19 protein-coding genes are annotated in these 17,384 nt (G+C 61.2%); 12 read left to right on the top strand and 7 right to left on the bottom strand.

The window, feature by feature from the left end; genetic code table 11:
• Positions 1-39 precede the first annotated feature (39 nt).
• The 3 genes from HJC04_RS10890 (at position 40) to HJC04_RS10880 (ending at position 2,783) form a co-directional block, all read left to right on the top strand.
• Positions 40-993 carry an ABC transporter substrate-binding protein gene (locus tag HJC04_RS10890; protein ID WP_221146086.1) on the top strand — a complete coding sequence of 318 codons (954 nt, stop codon included), beginning with the start codon at positions 40-42 and terminating at the stop codon, positions 991-993.
• 120 nt (positions 994-1,113) lie between these two features.
• Positions 1,114-1,992 carry an ABC transporter permease gene (locus HJC04_RS10885; RefSeq protein ID WP_221146084.1) on the top strand — a complete coding sequence of 293 codons (879 nt, stop codon included), beginning with the start codon at positions 1,114-1,116 and terminating at the stop codon, positions 1,990-1,992.
• On the top strand, positions 1,989-2,783 hold the full coding sequence (locus tag HJC04_RS10880) for an ABC transporter ATP-binding protein (RefSeq protein WP_221122928.1): 795 nt from the start codon (positions 1,989-1,991) through the stop codon (positions 2,781-2,783). The genes HJC04_RS10885 and HJC04_RS10880 overlap by 4 nt, the downstream gene beginning before the upstream one ends.
• A 12-nt stretch (positions 2,784-2,795) precedes the next feature.
• Here the strand turns inward: HJC04_RS10880 and HJC04_RS10875 are convergent, their stop codons facing one another.
• Together HJC04_RS10875 and HJC04_RS10870 are read right to left on the bottom strand one after the other, a co-directional pair.
• Entirely contained in the window at positions 2,796-3,437 is a 642-nt protein-coding gene (locus HJC04_RS10875) for a LysE family translocator (protein WP_221122929.1), read from the bottom strand.
• 85 nt (positions 3,438-3,522) lie between these two features.
• Entirely contained in the window at positions 3,523-4,374 is an 852-nt protein-coding gene (locus HJC04_RS10870) for an SDR family NAD(P)-dependent oxidoreductase (protein WP_221146082.1), read from the bottom strand.
• Between the two features lie 177 nt (positions 4,375-4,551).
• Here HJC04_RS10870 and HJC04_RS10865 point away from each other — a divergent pair, with 177 nt between their 5' ends.
• The 4 genes from HJC04_RS10865 (at position 4,552) to HJC04_RS10850 (ending at position 8,043) form a co-directional block, all read left to right on the top strand.
• Positions 4,552-5,775, top strand: a complete 1,224-nt coding sequence (locus HJC04_RS10865) for an argininosuccinate synthase (protein WP_221146080.1) — start codon at positions 4,552-4,554, stop codon at positions 5,773-5,775.
• Positions 5,776-6,031: 256 nt separating this feature from the next.
• Entirely contained in the window at positions 6,032-6,646 is a 615-nt protein-coding gene (locus tag HJC04_RS10860) for a TetR/AcrR family transcriptional regulator (RefSeq protein ID WP_311044463.1), read from the top strand.
• A 44-nt stretch (positions 6,647-6,690) separates the two neighbouring features.
• Positions 6,691-7,149 carry a cupin domain-containing protein gene (locus HJC04_RS10855; protein ID WP_210632978.1) on the top strand — a complete coding sequence of 153 codons (459 nt, stop codon included), beginning with the start codon at positions 6,691-6,693 and terminating at the stop codon, positions 7,147-7,149.
• A 252-nt stretch (positions 7,150-7,401) separates the two neighbouring features.
• Positions 7,402-8,043 carry a LysE family translocator gene (locus tag HJC04_RS10850; protein ID WP_210632977.1) on the top strand — a complete coding sequence of 214 codons (642 nt, stop codon included), beginning with the start codon at positions 7,402-7,404 and terminating at the stop codon, positions 8,041-8,043.
• Between the two features lie 6 nt (positions 8,044-8,049).
• Here the strand turns inward: HJC04_RS10850 and HJC04_RS10845 are convergent, their stop codons facing one another.
• Positions 8,050-8,481, bottom strand: a complete 432-nt coding sequence (locus tag HJC04_RS10845) for a hypothetical protein (RefSeq protein ID WP_221122932.1) — start codon at positions 8,479-8,481, stop codon at positions 8,050-8,052.
• Positions 8,482-8,698: 217 nt separating this feature from the next.
• Here HJC04_RS10845 and HJC04_RS10840 point away from each other — a divergent pair, with 217 nt between their 5' ends.
• The 4 genes from HJC04_RS10840 (at position 8,699) to ppa (ending at position 14,157) form a co-directional block, all read left to right on the top strand.
• Positions 8,699-10,786, top strand: coding sequence for a M3 family metallopeptidase (locus tag HJC04_RS10840; RefSeq protein ID WP_221122933.1), 2,088 nt, complete (start codon positions 8,699-8,701; stop codon positions 10,784-10,786).
• A gap of 159 nt (positions 10,787-10,945) precedes the next feature.
• Positions 10,946-12,766 (top strand): translational GTPase TypA, encoded by a 1,821-nt coding sequence (gene typA / locus HJC04_RS10835; protein ID WP_085779724.1) that lies wholly within the window; start codon positions 10,946-10,948, stop codon positions 12,764-12,766.
• A 200-nt stretch (positions 12,767-12,966) separates the two neighbouring features.
• On the top strand, positions 12,967-13,473 hold the full coding sequence (locus HJC04_RS10830; protein ID WP_011427107.1) for a GNAT family N-acetyltransferase: 507 nt from the start codon (positions 12,967-12,969) through the stop codon (positions 13,471-13,473).
• A gap of 147 nt (positions 13,474-13,620) precedes the next feature.
• The gene (gene ppa, locus HJC04_RS10825; RefSeq protein WP_210632974.1) at positions 13,621-14,157 is read left to right on the top strand and encodes an inorganic diphosphatase; all 537 of its coding nucleotides are present in this window, start codon (positions 13,621-13,623) and stop codon (positions 14,155-14,157) included.
• A 4-nt stretch (positions 14,158-14,161) separates the two neighbouring features.
• On the opposite strand, the gene HJC04_RS10820 is transcribed toward ppa, so the two are convergent.
• Both HJC04_RS10820 and HJC04_RS10815 read right to left on the bottom strand, forming a co-directional pair.
• The gene (locus HJC04_RS10820) at positions 14,162-14,473 is read right to left on the bottom strand and encodes a DUF167 domain-containing protein (RefSeq protein WP_210632973.1); all 312 of its coding nucleotides are present in this window, start codon (positions 14,471-14,473) and stop codon (positions 14,162-14,164) included.
• On the bottom strand, positions 14,470-14,760 hold the full coding sequence (locus HJC04_RS10815) for a YggT family protein (RefSeq protein ID WP_011427104.1): 291 nt from the start codon (positions 14,758-14,760) through the stop codon (positions 14,470-14,472). The genes HJC04_RS10820 and HJC04_RS10815 overlap by 4 nt, the downstream gene beginning before the upstream one ends.
• A gap of 142 nt (positions 14,761-14,902) precedes the next feature.
• Here HJC04_RS10815 and HJC04_RS10810 point away from each other — a divergent pair, with 142 nt between their 5' ends.
• A complete protein-coding gene (locus HJC04_RS10810) occupies positions 14,903-16,135 on the top strand; it encodes an MFS transporter (protein WP_210632972.1) in 1,233 nt (410 codons plus the stop codon).
• 14 nt (positions 16,136-16,149) lie between these two features.
• Here HJC04_RS10810 and HJC04_RS10805 read toward each other — a convergent pair whose 3' ends face one another.
• The gene (locus HJC04_RS10805) at positions 16,150-16,902 is read right to left on the bottom strand and encodes a glutamine amidotransferase (RefSeq protein WP_210633045.1); all 753 of its coding nucleotides are present in this window, start codon (positions 16,900-16,902) and stop codon (positions 16,150-16,152) included.
• Positions 16,892-17,377 carry a TerB family tellurite resistance protein gene (locus HJC04_RS10800; RefSeq protein WP_085860640.1) on the bottom strand — a complete coding sequence of 162 codons (486 nt, stop codon included), beginning with the start codon at positions 17,375-17,377 and terminating at the stop codon, positions 16,892-16,894. Before HJC04_RS10800 ends, HJC04_RS10805 begins: the two co-directional genes overlap by 11 nt.
• Positions 17,378-17,384 lie beyond the last annotated feature (7 nt).

Genomic DNA, 17,384 nt, shown 5'->3' with positions numbered 1-17,384 from the left:
TTCCTAATAGTGCCGCCAAAATCATTCAGGAGGACATCCATGCGCCCGATTTTGCTCGCTCTTGCCGCCACTTTGGCCCTTTCCCTGCCCGCCAAGGCCGATAATGTGACCGTTGCCGTCACTGCGATCGTCGAGCATCCCGCGCTCGATGCCGCCCGCAAGGGCGTTCTCGACGTGCTGACGTCGGCGGGCTACAAGGAAGGCGAGAACCTGAAATTCATGTTCGAATCGGCGCAGGGCAATCCGGCGACGGCAGCCCAGATTGCCCGTCAGTTCGCCGGCGACGAGCCCAACGTGATCGTCCCCATTTCCACGCCGTCGGCCCAGGCCGTCGTCTCGGCGACGCGCGACATTCCTGTCGTCTTCACGGCCGTCTCCGATCCGCTCGGCGCCCAGCTCGTCAAGAACATGGACAAGCCGGGCGGCAACGTCACCGGCCTTTCCGACATGTCGCCCGTCGGCGAGCACCTGGCGCTGATCAAGGAAATCCTGCCGAAGGTGAAGACGATCGGCTATCTCTACAACTCCGGCGAGGCGAATTCGGTTTCGCTGCTCGCCGTGCTGAAGGCCGAAGCCGAAAAGGCCGGCCTGACGGTGGTCGAATCGGCCGCGACCAAATCGGCCGAGGTTCAGGGTGCCGCCCGCGCCCTCGTCGGCCGCGCCGATGCCATCTATATTCCGACCGACAACACGATCATCTCCGCGCTCGAGGGCGCCGTTGCGGTTGCCGAAGAGAGCAAGTTGCCGCTCTTCACCGCTGATACGGATTCGGTTTCGCGCGGTTCGATCGCCGCGCTCGGCTTCAATTATTACGACGTCGGCAAGCAGACGGGCGAGATCGTCGTGCGCGTCCTGAAGGGCGAAAACCCGGGCGACATCGCGGTCAAGACCGCCGCCGGCAGCGATCTCGTCGTCAACAAGGCGGCTGCGGCCAAGATGGGCGTCACCCTGCCCGAGAGCGTGCTTTCACGCGCCAACAAGGTCATCGAATAAGCGCTCATCGTCGCATCAACCATTCACATTCAGCCGCTCCCGTTTGCACGGGGGCGGCTGAAGTATTAAAAGGCTGCGGTTTCGCGACGGGCGGAACGAAAACAAAAGGGGCTGAAAGCCTTGAGCCAAATCGCATTCTGGGGGGCCGTCGAGCTCGGCCTGGTCTATTCCTTCGTCGCCCTCGGCGTCTATCTCGCCTTCCGCGTCCTCGATTTTCCTGACCTCACGGTAGACGGTTCCTTTCCGCTCGGTGCGGCGGTTACCGCGGTGCTGATCATTGCCGGCGTCAATGCCTGGCTCGCGGCGCTGATTGCGATGGCGGCGGGTGCGGCGGCCGGCATGGTGACGGCGCTACTCAACGTGCGCTTCAAGATCCTCAACCTGCTCGCCTCGATCCTGACGATGATCGCGCTGTTTTCGGTCAATCTGCGGGTGATGGGAAAACCGAACGTCGCCCTCATCAATGCCGATACGATGATCAGCCCGTTTTTCGGCCATGGCCTGCGTGATTTCTACGTGCGGCCGCTCTTCGTCGGCGTTCTGGTTATTGTCGCGCTGATCATTGTCTGGCGCTTCCTCGACAGCGATGCCGGGCTTGCGATGCGCGCCACCGGCGCCAATGCCCGCATGGCCCGCGCCCAGGGCGTCGACACCAGCCGGCAGATCTATCTCGGCATGGCGATCTCGAACGCGCTGGTGGCGTTCGGTGGCGCCTTGTTTGCCCAAACCAACGGATTTGCCGACGTCACTTCGGGCGTCGGCACGATCGTCGTCGGTCTTGCCGCCGTCATCATCGGCGAGACGCTGCTCGGACGCCGGGGCCTGCTGATCGCCCTCGTCGGCTGCGTGCTCGGCTCGATCCTCTATCGCATCGCCATCCAGCTGGCGCTGTCGAGCGACGTCATCGGCCTGCAGGCCTCCGATCTCAATTTCGTGACGGCGGTGCTCGTCACCTTCGCGCTCATTCTCCCCCGTCTTCGCCGAGGTGCCGCATCGTGATCAGCGTCAAGGATATCAAGGTCGTCTTCGGACGCGGCACGCCGCTGCAGAAGCAGGCTCTGAACGGCGTCAGCCTGACCATCGAACAGGGCTCCTTCGTCACCGTCATCGGCTCCAACGGCGCCGGCAAATCGACGCTGCTCGGCGTGCTCGCCGGCGATGTCATCCCGAGTGAGGGACAGGTGCTGATCGGCAAGAGCGAGGTGACGCGCAAATCGACGGCAGCGCGCGCCGGCCTGGTGGCGCGCGTCTTCCAGGATCCGCTGACTGGCAGCTGCGGCTCGTTGTCGATCGAAGAGAATCTTGCTCTGGCGGCCCGGCGCGGCGAAAAGCGCGGGCTTGTGCCGGCGCTTGGCGGCAAACGTCGGGACTATTTCAAGGAACGGATCGCCGAGCTTAATCTCGGGCTGGAAAATCGGCTGAAGGATCGCATGGATCTGCTCTCGGGCGGGCAGCGGCAGGCCGTGTCGCTCGTCATGGCGACACTTGCAGGCTCCGAGGTGCTCCTGCTCGACGAACATACGGCGGCGCTCGATCCCGGCATGGCTGAGTTCGTGATGGACCTCACGCAGAAGATCGTTGCCGAGCGCAAGCTGACGACGATGATGGTAACGCATTCCATGCGCCAAGCGCTGGATTACGGCCATCGCACGATCATGCTTCATGGCGGCGAGATCGTTCTCGACGTGGCGGGTGACAGCAGGAAGGACCTGCAGGTCGAGGATCTGATCGCCATGTTCCGCAAGATGCGCGGCCAGACACTCGATGATGACGCTTTGCTGATCGGCTGAGCCGATAGCGGCCTATCGCGCTTGGGTGAGCAGGATTTTGGCGGCGAAGACCGAGAAGACGCCGGCGAAGGTATAGTCCATGCCGCGCAGAACCTTCTTGTTGTTCTGCAGCCAGGACGCCAGCCAATCGGCGGCGAGGATCACGCTGGCATTGACCGGCATGCCGATCAGGATGAAGCAAAATCCGAGAAACAGCAGTTTCTGCGTAACGGCGGGATCGCCGGCGCTGACGAATTGCGGCAGGAAGGTCATGAAGAAAATGATGACCTTGGGGTTTAGAAGATTGACCCAGAAGCCGGATGAGATGTTGGCAAACGCGGTCCCCTTCTGCGTCTCGACCTTGGCGACCGTAAGTTTCGATCCGAAGCGGATCGCCTGTACTGCGAGCCAGAACAGATAGGCCGCGCCGCCGGTCTTCAGGATCAGGAAAGCCGTTGGTGAGGCAGTGATCAGCGCCGAGATGCCGAAGGCGACCAGCATGGTGTGGACGACGATGCCGAGGCTGGTGCCGACGACGACGAAGAGGGCAGACTTCTTTCCTTGGGCCAGCGCGCGGCTGATCGACAGCGTCATGTCGGGGCCGGGCGTCGCGGCAAGGAGGAGCGTCGCGGCGGCAAAGGCCAGAAGTGTTGGCAGGCTGGGCACGAAATCCATGGCACTCTCTGCAAGCCGGAAAAAACCTGACGATCTCTAATCCGGCTTTCAGAAAATTACCAATCAAACCTCCTGATGGCGACGATCACTTCTGCTCCAGGAAGGCCTTGAATTTGTCGGCATAGTCCTTGTGCCAGCGCGACAGCGGCGGGCGGTTCTCGATGATGTCGCCGGCCGCCCAGGCCATGCGGCGTTCATCGACCGGGCGGGTGACGTCGTTGTCCGGGCAGAGGATATAGAAATCGCCGCGTTCCAGGCTCTCGACCATGAAGTCGACGGTCTGTTCCGGTGTCCAGGCGCCAGCCGGCTTTTCCGCGCGGTCACCCTTGGTGAGGCCAGTGAAGACGAAGCCGGGGATCAGCAGGTGCGCCGAGATTTTTGACCCCGCGGTGTTGCGAAGCTCGTGTTCGAGCGCTTCGGTAAAGACTTTAACGCCAGCCTTGGAGATATTGTAGGCGGGATTGCCCGGTGGCGTGGTGATGCCCTGCTTGGAGCCGGTATTGATGATCAGGCCGGGCTCGCCATGGGACAGCATCTTCGGCCCGAAGACGCGTGTGCCGTTGACGACGCCCATCAGGTTGACGGCGAGGATATGGTCCCAATTGGCCTGCGGGCTGAAGATCGAGGTTTCCGGACCGATACCGGCATTGTTCATCAACACGTGGACGCGGCCAAAACGCTGGAGCACGGCGCGTTCCAGCGCCTCCAGGGAGTCGCGGCTGGCGACGTCGGTCTCGACCGCCATCACATCCTCTTCGCCGGCAATGGCCTTGAGTTCGTCGGCGGCGTTAGCCAGCCGGTCGCCGCCGAGATCGGCGATGACGACGCTCATGCCGCGCCCGGCAAAGTACTTCGCCGCCGCAAGCCCGATGCCGGAAGCGCCGCCGGTGATGACGGCAACATTGGACTTTGTGAAAATGTCTTGAATATTCGTCACGGGGACAGCCCCTCCTCGAGCGTTGTTCGCACGCAGCCGAATATGGGCGCCGCTTTCGCAGTGTCAAACGCTATCGGCGCCTCAGCGATCGCACTTGCCCTTGCGTCACGCGCCAATCTCGCTAAAAGTGCCGCGACACCGGGTTTTCGCCGGCCTTATGCAACGGACCTCATCATCATGGCATCATACAAAGACGTGAAGAAAGTCGTGCTCGCCTATTCCGGCGGCCTCGACACCTCGATCATCCTGAAGTGGCTGCAGACGGAACTCGGCGCCGAAGTCGTCACCTTCACCGCCGATCTCGGCCAGGGCGAGGAGCTGGAGCCGGCGCGCAAGAAGGCCGAGATGCTCGGCATCAAGGAGATCTACATCGAGGACGTCCGCGAGGAATTCGTCCGCGATTTCGTCTTCCCGATGTTCCGTGCCAACGCCGTTTACGAGGGCGTCTATCTGCTCGGCACCTCGATCGCCCGTCCGCTGATCTCAAAGCATCTGATCGATATCGCCCATAAGACCGGCGCCGATGCGATCGCCCACGGCGCGACCGGCAAGGGCAACGATCAGGTTCGCTTCGAGCTCTCCGCCTATGCCCTGAACCCCGACATCAAGATCATCGCGCCCTGGCGCGATTGGGCGTTCAAGAGCCGCACGGAGCTGCTGGCCTTTGCTGAACAGCACCAGATCCCGGTCGCCAAGGACAAGAAGGGTGAAGCTCCCTTCTCTGTCGACGCCAACCTTCTGCATTCATCTTCCGAGGGCAAGGTTCTCGAGGACCCTGCTCAGGAGGCACCGGAATATGTGCATATGCGCACGATCTCCCCGGAAGCAGCGCCCGACAAGGCGACGACAATCAAGGTCGGCTTCCGCAAGGGCGATGCCGTGTCGATCAACGGTGTCGAGATGTCGCCGGCGACGCTGCTCGCCACGCTCAACACCTACGGCCGCGACAACGGCATCGGCCGTCTCGATCTCGTCGAGAACCGCTTCGTCGGCATGAAGTCGCGCGGCGTTTACGAAACGCCCGGCGGCACGATCCTGCTCTCGGCGCATCGCGCTATTGAATCGATTACGCTCGACCGGGGTGCCGCCCATCTCAAGGATGAGATCATGCCGCGTTACGCCGAGCTGATCTATTACGGTTTCTGGTTCTCGCCGGAGCGCGAGATGCTGCAAGCGCTGATCGACAAGAGCCAGGAGCATGTCGAAGGCGAAGTGACGCTGAAGCTCTACAAGGGCAACGTCATGATCATCGGCCGCGAGAGCGAAAAGTCCCTTTACTCCGACAAGCTCGTCACTTTCGAGGACGACCAGGGCGCCTACGATCAGAAGGACGCGGCCGGCTTCATCAAGCTCAACGCACTGCGCCTGCGCACGCTCGGAAAGCGCAACCTCGCGAAGTAATCGCGGAATTCGTCTTCGGACGGACATCGGCCCGCCGGCATCGCCGCGCGGGCTTTTTATTGAATGAGTGGCAAGCGCGCCAATACCTCTCGGGGCATCCAAGATGACCGGATTGCCCCAACGACGCTCATCAATCGTCGCTGTTCGCGCGCCATCGCCTGCGTCCAGGTCTTGCCGATACCCTCTCCGCCAACAGTCAACAACTCCAGTTGACATGATCGTAAAATGGCGTCACTAGAAGCGACATTAATACATCATGAGAGACACAATGTCCCAACAGTCGCCCACACGAAAGTATAGTTCCCCCTTACGGGAATCGCAGGCCCAGGAAACACGGGAGCGCATCCTGCGCGCCACCTCAGACCTTCTCAACGGCAATGCGTTCGCGGACATTTCCATGGACGATGTTGCGCGGTCTGCCGGGGTGGAGAGGCGAACGGTGTTTCGGCATTTTGCAACGAAGGAAGCGCTGTTCGACGCGTTCTGGGTCTACATTAACCAGAACATGAATGCGGCGACCCTGCCAACGACCCTGGAGGAGCTTCTTCGCTCGCCCCTCGACGCCTTTCCGCAGTTCGACAAGAACGAAGGTATCATTCGCGCCAGCCTTCATACGCCCACGGGTCACGCCATGCGGATGCGGACGGTCAAGACACGGCGCGTTGCGTTCCGGACGTGCCTCGAAGACGCCAATCTGGATATAAATTCCAAGAGCGCCCGCAAGGTCGAGGCGCTCTTCCACCTTCTCTACAGCGCCAGCGCCTGGGAAACGCTTAAAGACTACGGCGGATTGACGGGGAAGGACGCGGGACAGGTCGCGTCCTGGGCGATGCAGGCGCTGTTGAAGGCTGCCGAGACTGACGAGAACTGATCACACACATGCCGGCAAGAGCCGGCCCGACGATGGAGCCGATAATGGATCAAGCATTCAAGACACGAGAGACCGCGGACGTCCTTTGGGTCATTCGCGACAAGGTGCAGTTCATGGGCGAAGTGCCGGAGAAGGGCTTGTCGATCCTGGAGGTGACCGTGCCTCCCGGTTCCGGTACGCCGCCGCACAAGCACGAATCCGTGGAGATATTCCGGGTCCTGAGCGGTGAGATCACTTTCACGGTGTTCGACAGCGTACCTCCCTCGCAGATGGTCGCGCGGACCGGCGACGTTCTCACCCTGCGGTCCTTCCAGCCGCACAATTATGCCAACACCGGAAGCCTTCCCGCCCAGATGATCGCAGTCGTGGAAGATTCGATGAGCCACTTCTTCCGCGACATCGGCCAGAGCGAAGTTCCGCCGGATGGCCCCCCTTCGGCGGAGGAAATCGGCGCGGTATTGGCGGCGTGCCAGAGGCACGGAATTGAGGTCCTGGGCACCTGATGGGTGACCGGGCGACGTCGCATCCGTCGCCCGGCCGACGGCGACCCGTTGCGGAAGCGCCCCGGACGCGGCGCCGGGCTCGAGCCCGGCCGATGCCAACCGGACGGTGATGACGACATGCAGATTGCGATTGGAGCGGTTCAGATTCTCACGGAGCGCAGAACCGCTCTGACCTTTTCATGGCCGTGTCATCGCCCTTGACGGATGCCTGCCATCGCTTAGTCTGCTCCGGTCATTCTTCGGAGCATGTCCATGACGCAGTCCCTGCTCTTCGGCGCCTTTCTGGCGGCGCTGTTCTATGTGCTCATACCAGGCCCCGCCTTTCTGCAACTGCTCGGCATCGGCGCCGGGCAGGGGCGCAAGGCCGGCGCCTTGTTCATGATGGGGCATCTGGTCGGGGATCTCATCTGGTCGTCGCTGGCGCTGATTGCGATCGTCGGCGCCAAGACGATCGGAACCTTCGTCTTCGATCTGCTCGGGCTCGCCTGCGGTTTCTACCTCGCCTGGATCGGCTGGGGCGCCGTCAATGCCAAGCCAAAAGCGGATGGGCAGGCGCTTGTCGTGATCGAGCGGCCGTTCCGGCGTGGCCTGATTTTCGGGGTCACCAACCCGAAGGGGTACCCGGTGGCGCTTGCCACCTTCACGGCGCTGGTCGCGGGCTCGGCCGGTGCACTCGATTTCGAGGCGCTGCCGGTGCTTCTCGCTGTGTCCTTCCTGGGTTTCGTGACCGCCGACATCATCCTGATCGGCGTCATTGGCGCGGGTGCGGTGCGGCGCTTCTATCGCGCCCATGAGCGGCTGATCGTGCGCTCGTCCGGCGTCCTGTTCATGGGCTTTGCCGCCCAGGCGCTATGGCACGCCACGCCCGGTCTCATCGGTTGGCGCAAGGCCTAACTGCGATCATGCATTCAAGAAACTGACGATCGATTTCAGCGTCTGAACCTCATGAGGATCGCCGATCGACATGGCGACCTGCAGCTGGTTCTTGTAATAATCGAGGAAATTGAAACTCGTGCCGTCGGTGACGCCGGAGAGATCGATGATATTGCCTAGCGGATCGATCGCATGCATCGGCAGCGGTTCCGAAATCGCGGCGTAAGTGTTCTGGTCGATCAGGCCGCTATCGAAGCTTTGGCGGGCGTAGTTGCGCAGCTCGCCGGGGCTGACCGCGGTGAAATCCGGCCCTTGGTCGAGATTATCTTCGATGTGGAACGAGACCGGAGCCGGAGCCTTGGTCTCGATTTGAATATCGCCTGTCTTCGAATTTCTTGCGTTATTAGGGTTGTTTTTAAATAGCAAACTCTGAGAAGACCGCAGGGAAAAAATTTCCATGGCGCATGTCCCCTGGCAGGAAGATCACCGGGAAACTAGCGCTTGTGGGTGATTCGCGTCAATCGTTAACAAACGGTTAATTTTCAACTGTGAAATCTTGCCCACCGGCTGACGTGCGTCAGATCGCCGAATGAGACAAAAGCCCATCGCGACGACATACCAATTCCGTGACGGCTCTCCTATATTGACCATCCCGCATACCAAAAGGAATTCTCCGATGGCTTCTCCCCACGATTTCAATCCGGCGCTCATCAACTGGGACGCTCTCCACGGCCTGCCACGGTTCGATGCCATCGATGACGGCGATTTTTCCGCCGCTTTCGACGCCGCACTCGCCGCGCACGAGCAGGAGATCGACGAGATTGCCGGAAACAGTGATGCGCCGACATTCGACAATACGGTGGTGGCGCTGGAGATTGCCGGCGATGCGCTCTCGCGCGTCTCGGCGTTGTTCTGGAACAAGGCCGGCGCCCATACCAACGATGTAATCCAGGCGCTGGAGCGGGAGATCTCGCCGAAGCTGTCGCGCCACTATTCGAAGATCGGCATGAATGCCCCGCTTTTTGCCCGCATCGACACGCTCTGGGAGAAGCGCGAAAGCCTCGGCCTGACGCTCGAACAGACACGCGTGCTCGAACGCCATTGGAAGGGCTTCGTCAAGTCGGGCGCCAAGCTCGAAAAGGCCGAGCAGGAGAAACTTGCCGCGATCAACGAAAGGCTTGCCGGCCTCGGCACCCGATTCGGCCAGAACGTGCTGGCCGACGAAAAGGCCTGGGCGCTCATGCTTTCCGACGGCGCCGAGCTTGCCGGGCTGCCGGAATTCCTGCGCGACGCGATGGCGGCGGCGGCGCGCGAACGCGGCGAGGAGGGCAAATATGCTGTGACGCTGTCGCGCTCGATCATCGAGCCGTTCCTGACCTTTTCGGAGCGCCGAGATCTGCGCGAACAGGCTTTTAATGCGTGGGTGGCGCGCGGCGCAAACGGCGGGGAAACCGACAACCGCGCCGTCATCAAGGAAACGCTGGCGCTGCGCCATCAGGTGGCGAAGCTGCTCGGCTACGGCAATTTCGCCGAGCTGAAACTCGACAACACGATGGCGAAGACGGCAGATGCGGTGAACGGCCTTTTGAAAGCCGTCTGGGCGCGGGCGGTCAAACGCGCCGGCGAGGAAGAGATCGACATCGCGGCGCTGATCGCCGAGGAGGGCCGGAACCACGAGGTGATGCCCTGGGACTGGCGCCACTACGCCGAAAAGATCCGAGCCCGGAAGTTCGATTTTTCCGAGGCCGAGCTCAAGCCCTATCTGCAGCTCGAAAAGATCATCGACGCCTGCTTCGATGTGGCCGGCCGGCTGTTCGGCATTCGCGCGGTCGAGAAGAAGGGTGTCGCGGCCTATCACCCCGACGTCAGGGTGTTCGAAATCAGGGATCGGGACGACAGGCTGGTCGCCCTCTTCCTCGGCGACTATTTCGCTCGTAGTTCGAAACGCTCAGGCGCCTGGATGAGCTCACTGCAATCGCAGCACAAGCTGCAACTGAAGAACGGCCGCCGCGGCGAGTTGCCGATCATCTACAATGTCTGCAATTTCGCCAAACCCGCCGAGGGCAAGCCGGCGCTGCTGTCGCTCGACGACGCCCGCACGCTGTTTCATGAATTCGGCCATGCGCTGCACGGCATGCTTTCAAACGTCACCTATCCCTCGGTTTCCGGCACCGGCGTCTCGCGGGATTTCGTGGAGTTGCCCTCGCAGCTCTACGAGCATTGGCTGACGGTTCCCGCCATCCTCAAGGAATATGCCGTGCATTTCGAGACAGGCGAGCCGATGCCGCAGGCGCTCCTCGACAAGGTGCTGGCGGCCCGCACCTTCAATGCCGGTTTCAACACCGTCGAATTCACCTCGTCGGCGCTCGTCGATATGGCGTTTCACACGCGACAGGCCGTCGACGATCCGATGGCGGTGCAGGCGGAGGTGCTGGCCGAGATCGGCATGCCGAAGTCGATCGTCATGCGCCATGCCACACCGCACTTTCAGCACATCTTCTCCGGCGGTTATTCGGCCGGCTATTATTCCTACATGTGGTCGGAAGTTCTCGACGCCGATGCCTTCGCCGCCTTCGAGGAGACGGGCGACGCTTTCAACGGCGAGATGGCGCGCAAGCTCAAGGAAAATATCTATTCCACCGGCGGTTCGGTTGATCCCGAGGATGCCTATAAGGGCTTCCGCGGCAAGCTGCCGAGGCCGGATGCTATGCTGGTCAAAAAGGGACTCGCCACCTTCGAGGAATTGACAGGCAGCGACGCTTAAGACAGTTTGATGACAGAGAAGCGAGCGGCATGGCGGCAGCCATGCCGCAGCTTTCGCGCGCGACCCCCTTTCGCAATCGCGAAAAAACCGGTAAGAGCGCGCCAAACGTAAATGGCGCGTCCACTTGGCGTAGCGCCCCAGCCTCAGAGATTATGACATATGGCACTTCGCAACATCGCGATCATCGCGCACGTTGACCATGGCAAGACCACTCTCGTTGACGAGCTTCTGAAACAGTCCGGCTCCTTCCGCGAGAACCAGCGCGTCATGGAACGCGTGATGGATTCCAACGACATCGAAAAAGAGCGCGGCATCACCATTCTCGCCAAGGCGACCTCCATCGAATGGAAGGACACGCGCATCAACATCGTCGACACGCCCGGCCACGCCGACTTCGGTGGTGAAGTCGAGCGCATTCTCTCGATGGTGGACGGCGCGATCGTTCTCGTGGACGCTGCCGAGGGCCCGATGCCGCAGACCAAGTTCGTTGTCGGCAAGGCCCTGAAGGTCGGCCTGCGTCCGATCGTTGCCATCAACAAGATCGACCGTCCCGACGCCCGCGCCGACGAAGTCGTCAACGAAGTCTTCGACCTTTTCGCCGCCCTCGATGCGACCGACGAGCAGCTCGACTTCCCGATCCTTTACGGTTCCGGCCGCGCCGGCTGGATGAACTACGATCCGGCAGGCCCGAGCGACGAAGGCCTCGCACCGCTGCTCGACCTCGTCGTCAAGCACGTGCCCGAGCCGAAGGTTGAGGAAGGTCCGTTCCGGATGATCGGCACGATCCTCGAAGCCAACAACTTCCTCGGCCGCATCATCACCGGCCGCATCGCGTCCGGTTCGATCAAGCCGAACCAGGCCGTCAAGGTTCTCGGCCAGGACGGCAAGCTGATCGAACAGGGCCGTATTTCCAAGATCCTCGCCTTCCGCGGCATCGAGCGCCAGCCGATCGAGGAAGCGCATGCGGGCGACATCGTCGCCATTGCCGGCCTTTCCAAGGGTACGGTCGCCGACACCTTCTGCGATCCGTCGGTGACGGAAGCCCTGAAGGCGCAGCCGATCGACCCGCCGACCGTCACCATGTCCTTCATCGTCAATGACTCGCCGCTTGCCGGCACCGAAGGCGACAAGGTGACGAGCCGTGTCATCCGCGACCGCCTGTTCAAGGAAGCCGAAGGCAACGTCGCCCTCAAGATCGAGGAAAGCGCCGATAAAGATTCGTTCTTCGTCTCCGGCCGTGGCGAACTCCAGCTCGCCGTTCTGATCGAAAACATGCGCCGCGAAGGCTTCGAGCTTGCCGTTTCGCGTCCGCGCGTCGTCATGCACAAGGACGAGAGCGGCCAGCTCCTGGAGCCGATCGAGGAAGTTCTGATCGACGTCGATGAAGAACATTCCGGCGTCGTCGTGCAGAAGATGTCCGAGCGCAAGGCAGAGATGGTCGAGCTTCGCCCGTCGGGCGGCAACCGCGTCCGTCTGGTGTTTTACGCGCCGACCCGCGGCCTGATCGGCTATCAGTCGGAACTGCTGACGGATACGCGTGGTACGGCGATCATGAACCGCCTGTTCCACAGCTACCAGCCCTACAAGGGTGAGATCGGCGGCCGCGTCAACGGCGTGCTGCTCGCCAACGAAGCCGGTGAAGCCGTTGCTTACGCCCTGTTCAACCTGGAAGACCGCGGCCCGATGATCATCGACGCCGGCGAAAAGGTCTATATGGGCATGATCATCGGCATTCACACGCGTGACAACGACCTCGAAGTCAACGTGCTGAAGGGCAAGAAGCTGACCAACATCCGCGCCGCCGGCAAGGACGAAGCCGTCAAGCTGACCCCGCCGATCCGCATGACGCTGGAGCGCGCGCTCTCATGGATCCAGGAAGACGAACTCGTCGAGGTCACGCCGAAGTCCATTCGCCTGCGGAAGATGTATCTCGACGCCAACGACCGCAAACGGTTCGAAAAGACCAAGGCGGCTCTCTAAGAGCCCAGTCGTTCCCCCTTTCAAACCCCGGCCTTCGAGCCGGGGTTTTTTATTGTGCGCTGCGCTGATTCCGACTTGTGACAATCGTTAAAAAAGCGTTAAATTTTATCCGTCGTCCACATATCAAGTCTGTGGGCAATCGATCACGATGCGCTCGCCGCATATGGTTAATTGCCTGCGGCAGGACCAGAGTAAACGTTATGAAGACGTTGTCGATCGATGTCCGGCGGGCCGAACCGCACGATGCCCGAGCCATTTCGGAAACGCACAGGCTCGCCTGGCAACACACCTATGCGGGCATCATTCCGCATCGCGCGCTGACGCAGATGATCGAGCGACGCGGCGAAAATTGGTGGCGCAAGGCAACACGCGGACCCGCGACGTTGCTGGTTCTCGATGTGGCAGGGACAGTCGCCGGTTATGCGACGCTCGGTCTCAACCGTGCCCGCGCCCTGCCGCAGGAAGGTGAAATCTATGAGCTTTATCTTCGCCCCGAATATCAGGGAATCGGTCTCGGCCACATGCTGTTCGGCGAGGCGCGCCGGCTGTTGAAGTCGCTCGGCTGCAACGGGCTGGTCGTCTGGTGCCTTGAAGAAAACGAGGCCGCCAGCCGCTTCTACCGCCATCATGGCGGGACCGATTTCTGCGAAGGCATGGAAAATTTCGATCACAAGCAGTTGAAGAAGATCGGTTTCATCTGGAACTGATCGGCCTGCTCGAGCGTCGCACACCTCTCCTCTAAAGTTTTTGCGGCATCACGCCTGTGTCATCACGCATCGGTGATCTGCCGTGTTGCGTTGCGAGATGAAACTGATTATCTGGCTTCGAGCAATTCAACCCCGCGGGAGTATCCTATGCGCATCGACGCCATTTCAATCGGTAATAATCCACCTGAAGACGTCAACGTTATCGTCGAGGTTCCTGTTGGCGGTCATCCGATCAAGTATGAAATGGACAAGGATGCCGGCACGCTGGTCGTTGATCGTTTCCTCTACACGCCGATGACCTATCCGGGCAATTACGGTTTCGTACCACACACGCTGTCTGAAGATGGCGACCCGATCGACGTGCTGATCGCCAGCACCCGACCGCTGGTTCCGGGCTGCGTCATCAACGTGCGTCCGATCGGCGTCCTGAAGATGGAAGACAATTCCGGCAAGGACGAGAAGATCATTGCCGTGCCGTCGCCGAAGCTGACGCTGCGCTACGAGAAGGTGAAGGACTTTACCGATCTTCCGGAGATCACGCTGAAGCAGATCGAGCATTTCTTCGAGCACTACAAGGACCTGGAGCCCGGCAAGTGGGTGAAGATCTTCGGCTGGGGCGATTCCAAGGAAGCCGGCCAGCTCATCATCGAGGCCGTCGAGCGGGCCAAGAAGGCGAAGGGCTGAACCCTCAGCCCAATAACGCTTCGAGCTTTTTTACCAAATCCTCCGGGTCGCCCTCAATCCGGAGGATTTTTTTACGCGCCGTCTCGCCGGAGACGAGGCTGATGCTGGATTTCGGAATGCGCAGCGACCGGGCGATCAGAAGGATCAGCGCCTTGTTGGCCTTGCCCTTCTCGGGCACTGATGTGACGCGCGCCTTCAACAGGGTCTCGCCGTCGCCATCCGCTTCGACGCCATCGATCGCGTCACGCCCGCCATTCGGCGTCAACCGAACGGCCAGGCGCAGCTGATCGCCGGAAAATCTCCAGGGAGGGCTCAAGCGACCAGCGGGTATAGCGTAGTCCAAAGGAAGGTACGCAGGAAGAAGATGATCACCAGCAGGATGATCGGAGAAATATCGATGCCGCCGAGATTCGGAAGCAGACGGCGGATCGGCTTCAGCGCGGGTTCGGTGACATTGTAGAGGAACATGCCGACCGAATTGACGAACTGGTTGCTGGAATTGATGACGTTAAACGCATAGAGCCAGGAGAAAACGGCACTGGCAATCAGGATCCAGGTGTAAATATTCAAAACCAAATCAATGGTTTGAAACAAGGCAAACATCGTCGTCTCCAATTGGTTGTTGACAGACATGTAGACATTGGCGACTAAACGGGCAAGTGCCGTGTCGAAACGCATGGCAGATCATGTTTAACGGGCGGCCTCGCAGCCATTCCGGCGCGCCCGCTTCCTCGGACAGGGCCCCATGTCGTTTTCGCCTACCGGAGACCGTTTCGCCGCGTTTCGGCATTCGTCCTACACGCGTTTCTTCTTCGCGCGCTTTCTGCTTTCCTTCTCGCAACAGATCGTCAGCGTTGCCGTCGGCTGGCAGATGTACGACCAGACCGGCAAGGCGATCTATCTCGGCCTGATCGGGCTCGTACAGTTCCTGCCGTCGCTGCTGCTCATTCTCGTGACCGGTTCGATCGCCGATCGGCACAATCGCCGGGCCATCGCCGCTCTTTGCTCTCTGGTGAGCGCGCTCTGCACGCTGGCGCTGCTCGTCATGACGGCGACGGGAACCTTCGCGCCCTGGCCGGTCTTTGCGGTGCTTCTGATTTTCGGGATCGAGCGCGCCTTCATGTCGCCGGCGGTGCAGTCTCTCGCACCCAACCTCGTGCCCGAGCGCGCCCTTTCCAATGCGATCGCCTGGAATTCATCGTCCTGGCAGCTTGCGGCGATCACCGGGCCTGTAATCGGCGGCCTGCTCTATGGGGTCAGTGCGACGACCGCCTATACGGTGGCGGTCATCTTTTCCGTCCTCGGGGCGGCTCTCCTCTTCATGATCCCGAAGCCGGAACAGAAGACGACGGGTGAGGCGAAGAGCTGGGCGATGATCCTCGGCGGCTTCAGTTTCATCCGCGCCGAAAAAGTCGTGCTCGGCGCGATCTCGCTCGATCTCTTCGCCGTTCTGCTCGGCGGCGCCACGGCGCTGATGCCGATTTTCGCCCGCGATATTCTGACGCTTGGCCCTTGGGGCCTTGGACTGCTACGGGCAGCACCGGGGCTCGGCGCCATCGTCATGGCGATCTTCCTCGCCGCCTATCCGCTGAAACACCGCGCCGGCCTCTATATGTTCATCGGCGTCGCTCTGTTCGGTGTCGGCACCATCATCTTCGGCGCCTCGTCCAATACAGAAATTTCGATCGCAGCGCTGGCGCTGATGGGCGCGGCCGACATGGTGTCGGTCTATGTGCGCGAGAGCTTGATCGCGCTCTGGACGCCGGATCAGCTGCGCGGGCGGGTCAATGCGGTCAACATGGTCTTCGTCGGCGCTTCCAACGAACTTGGAGAGTTCAGGGCGGGCACGATGGCATCGGTCTTCGGCGCGGTGCCGGCAGTCGTCATCGGCGGGCTCGGAACACTGGCGGTCGCGGCGATCTGGGCTTCAAGTTTCCCGAAGCTGCGCAGGATCGACACGCTCGACGCGCCCGCCTGACCACTAAAACGGGATTATGCTCGCAGAGCGATAGACGGTGTCGCCTTCGCCGACTTTCCCTCGAAGACGAGATCGAGGAATTCTGTCAGCCAGGCTCTCAGCGGCGCGTCGAACAGCATGCGGCCTTCGAGGTGTTCGCGGCCCTGCTGGGCGTTCGGCAGAATGAAGCGATGCGCGCCGTGCACGACCCAGCGATGCATCATCACTCGGGTGAGTTCGGCATGGAACTGCAGGCCCCAGGCGTTGCCGTCGTAATGGAAGGCCTGGTTCGGGTAGGCATCGCCTTCGGCGAGCAGATCGGCGCCGTGTGGCAGCTCGAAACCTTCGCGGTGAAAATGATAGACCATCTTCGGCCAGTGCATCAGCAGGCGGCCTTTCTCGGTCGGGTGCAGCGGGTACCAGCCGATCTCCGTCGAGCCGTCGGCATTCGGCTGTACCTTGCCGCCGAGATGACGCACCAGCATCTGGGCCCCGAGGCAGATACCGAGAAAAGGGCGTTTTTCCCGTAGCGGAACCTCGATCCAGTCGATCTCCTTCTTGACGAAGTCATCCGGATCGTTTGCGCTCATCGGTCCGCCGAAGACGACGGCGCCGGCATGGTCTGCGAGCGTCGTCGGAAGCGGATCACCGAGGACCGGGCGACGGACATCGAGGCAGTAGCCTTTTTCGACCAGCAATTGCCCGACACGGCCGGCACTGGACCGCTCCTGATGCAGGACGATAAGGATCGGGCGCCGGTCGCGGCCCGGATTTTGCTCAGTCGGCATCATCTTGCGCAACCTGGATATCCGTGACCCTGGCGGCCGCCTCCTGCCGCTTCTGAATGCGTTCGCGTGAGGAGACGCCGAGCAGATCGGCGATACGCCAGATGACATGGTCTTCCATCTCGCTGCGCTCGCCATCGGCGTAAACGATGTCCCAGAGAATGCCGATCAGCTCCAGCCGTTGCTCGGTATCGAGATGGCGTTTCAGGTCGGCGGTGAAGCGATAATAGTCGACGGCGGAGCTTTCGGCTTCGAGGCCGGCGGCCATCAAAGCATCGAGCTGCTTGCTGTCGAGCGAATACTGCTCCTTCAAGAGCTTGCGCAGCCGCTTCTTTTCACTAGCCTTGATCTGACCGTCGGCTTCCATCACCTGCATGCAGAGTGCTGCCACTGCGATGCGCGGGTCATCGGGGGCAAAACCTTTCTTTGGACGATCGGCGGTGAGCTTCTGGAAGAATGCCTGAAAGCGTTCGAACATGCGGGTT

Origin of the sequence: Rhizobium sp. NLR8a, assembly GCF_019685235.1 — a bacterium.
Taxonomy (GTDB): domain Bacteria; phylum Pseudomonadota; class Alphaproteobacteria; order Rhizobiales; family Rhizobiaceae; genus Rhizobium.
The sequence above is the reverse complement of the archived record's forward strand: the minus strand, read 5'-3'. Positions and strand labels throughout refer to the sequence as shown.

Coding starts and splice junctions, on each gene's coding strand:
- HJC04_RS10800 (WP_085860640.1), bottom strand. CDS start 17,377: ATGTTCGAACGCTTTCAGGCATTCTTCCAGAAGCTCACCGCCGATCGT.
- HJC04_RS10890 (WP_221146086.1), top strand. CDS start 40: ATGCGCCCGATTTTGCTCGCTCTTGCCGCCACTTTGGCCCTTTCCCTG.
- HJC04_RS10875 (WP_221122929.1), bottom strand. CDS start 3,437: ATGGATTTCGTGCCCAGCCTGCCAACACTTCTGGCCTTTGCCGCCGCG.
- HJC04_RS10815 (WP_011427104.1), bottom strand. CDS start 14,760: ATGTTTGCCTTGTTTCAAACCATTGATTTGGTTTTGAATATTTACACC.
- HJC04_RS10810 (WP_210632972.1), top strand. CDS start 14,903: ATGTCGTTTTCGCCTACCGGAGACCGTTTCGCCGCGTTTCGGCATTCG.
- HJC04_RS10860 (WP_311044463.1), top strand. CDS start 6,032: ATGAGAGACACAATGTCCCAACAGTCGCCCACACGAAAGTATAGTTCC.
- HJC04_RS10855 (WP_210632978.1), top strand. CDS start 6,691: ATGGATCAAGCATTCAAGACACGAGAGACCGCGGACGTCCTTTGGGTC.
- HJC04_RS10850 (WP_210632977.1), top strand. CDS start 7,402: ATGACGCAGTCCCTGCTCTTCGGCGCCTTTCTGGCGGCGCTGTTCTAT.
- HJC04_RS10865 (WP_221146080.1), top strand. CDS start 4,552: ATGGCATCATACAAAGACGTGAAGAAAGTCGTGCTCGCCTATTCCGGC.
- HJC04_RS10805 (WP_210633045.1), bottom strand. CDS start 16,902: ATGCCGACTGAGCAAAATCCGGGCCGCGACCGGCGCCCGATCCTTATC.
- HJC04_RS10845 (WP_221122932.1), bottom strand. CDS start 8,481: ATGGAAATTTTTTCCCTGCGGTCTTCTCAGAGTTTGCTATTTAAAAAC.
- ppa (WP_210632974.1), top strand. CDS start 13,621: ATGCGCATCGACGCCATTTCAATCGGTAATAATCCACCTGAAGACGTC.
- HJC04_RS10830 (WP_011427107.1), top strand. CDS start 12,967: ATGAAGACGTTGTCGATCGATGTCCGGCGGGCCGAACCGCACGATGCC.
- HJC04_RS10840 (WP_221122933.1), top strand. CDS start 8,699: ATGGCTTCTCCCCACGATTTCAATCCGGCGCTCATCAACTGGGACGCT.
- typA (WP_085779724.1), top strand. CDS start 10,946: ATGGCACTTCGCAACATCGCGATCATCGCGCACGTTGACCATGGCAAG.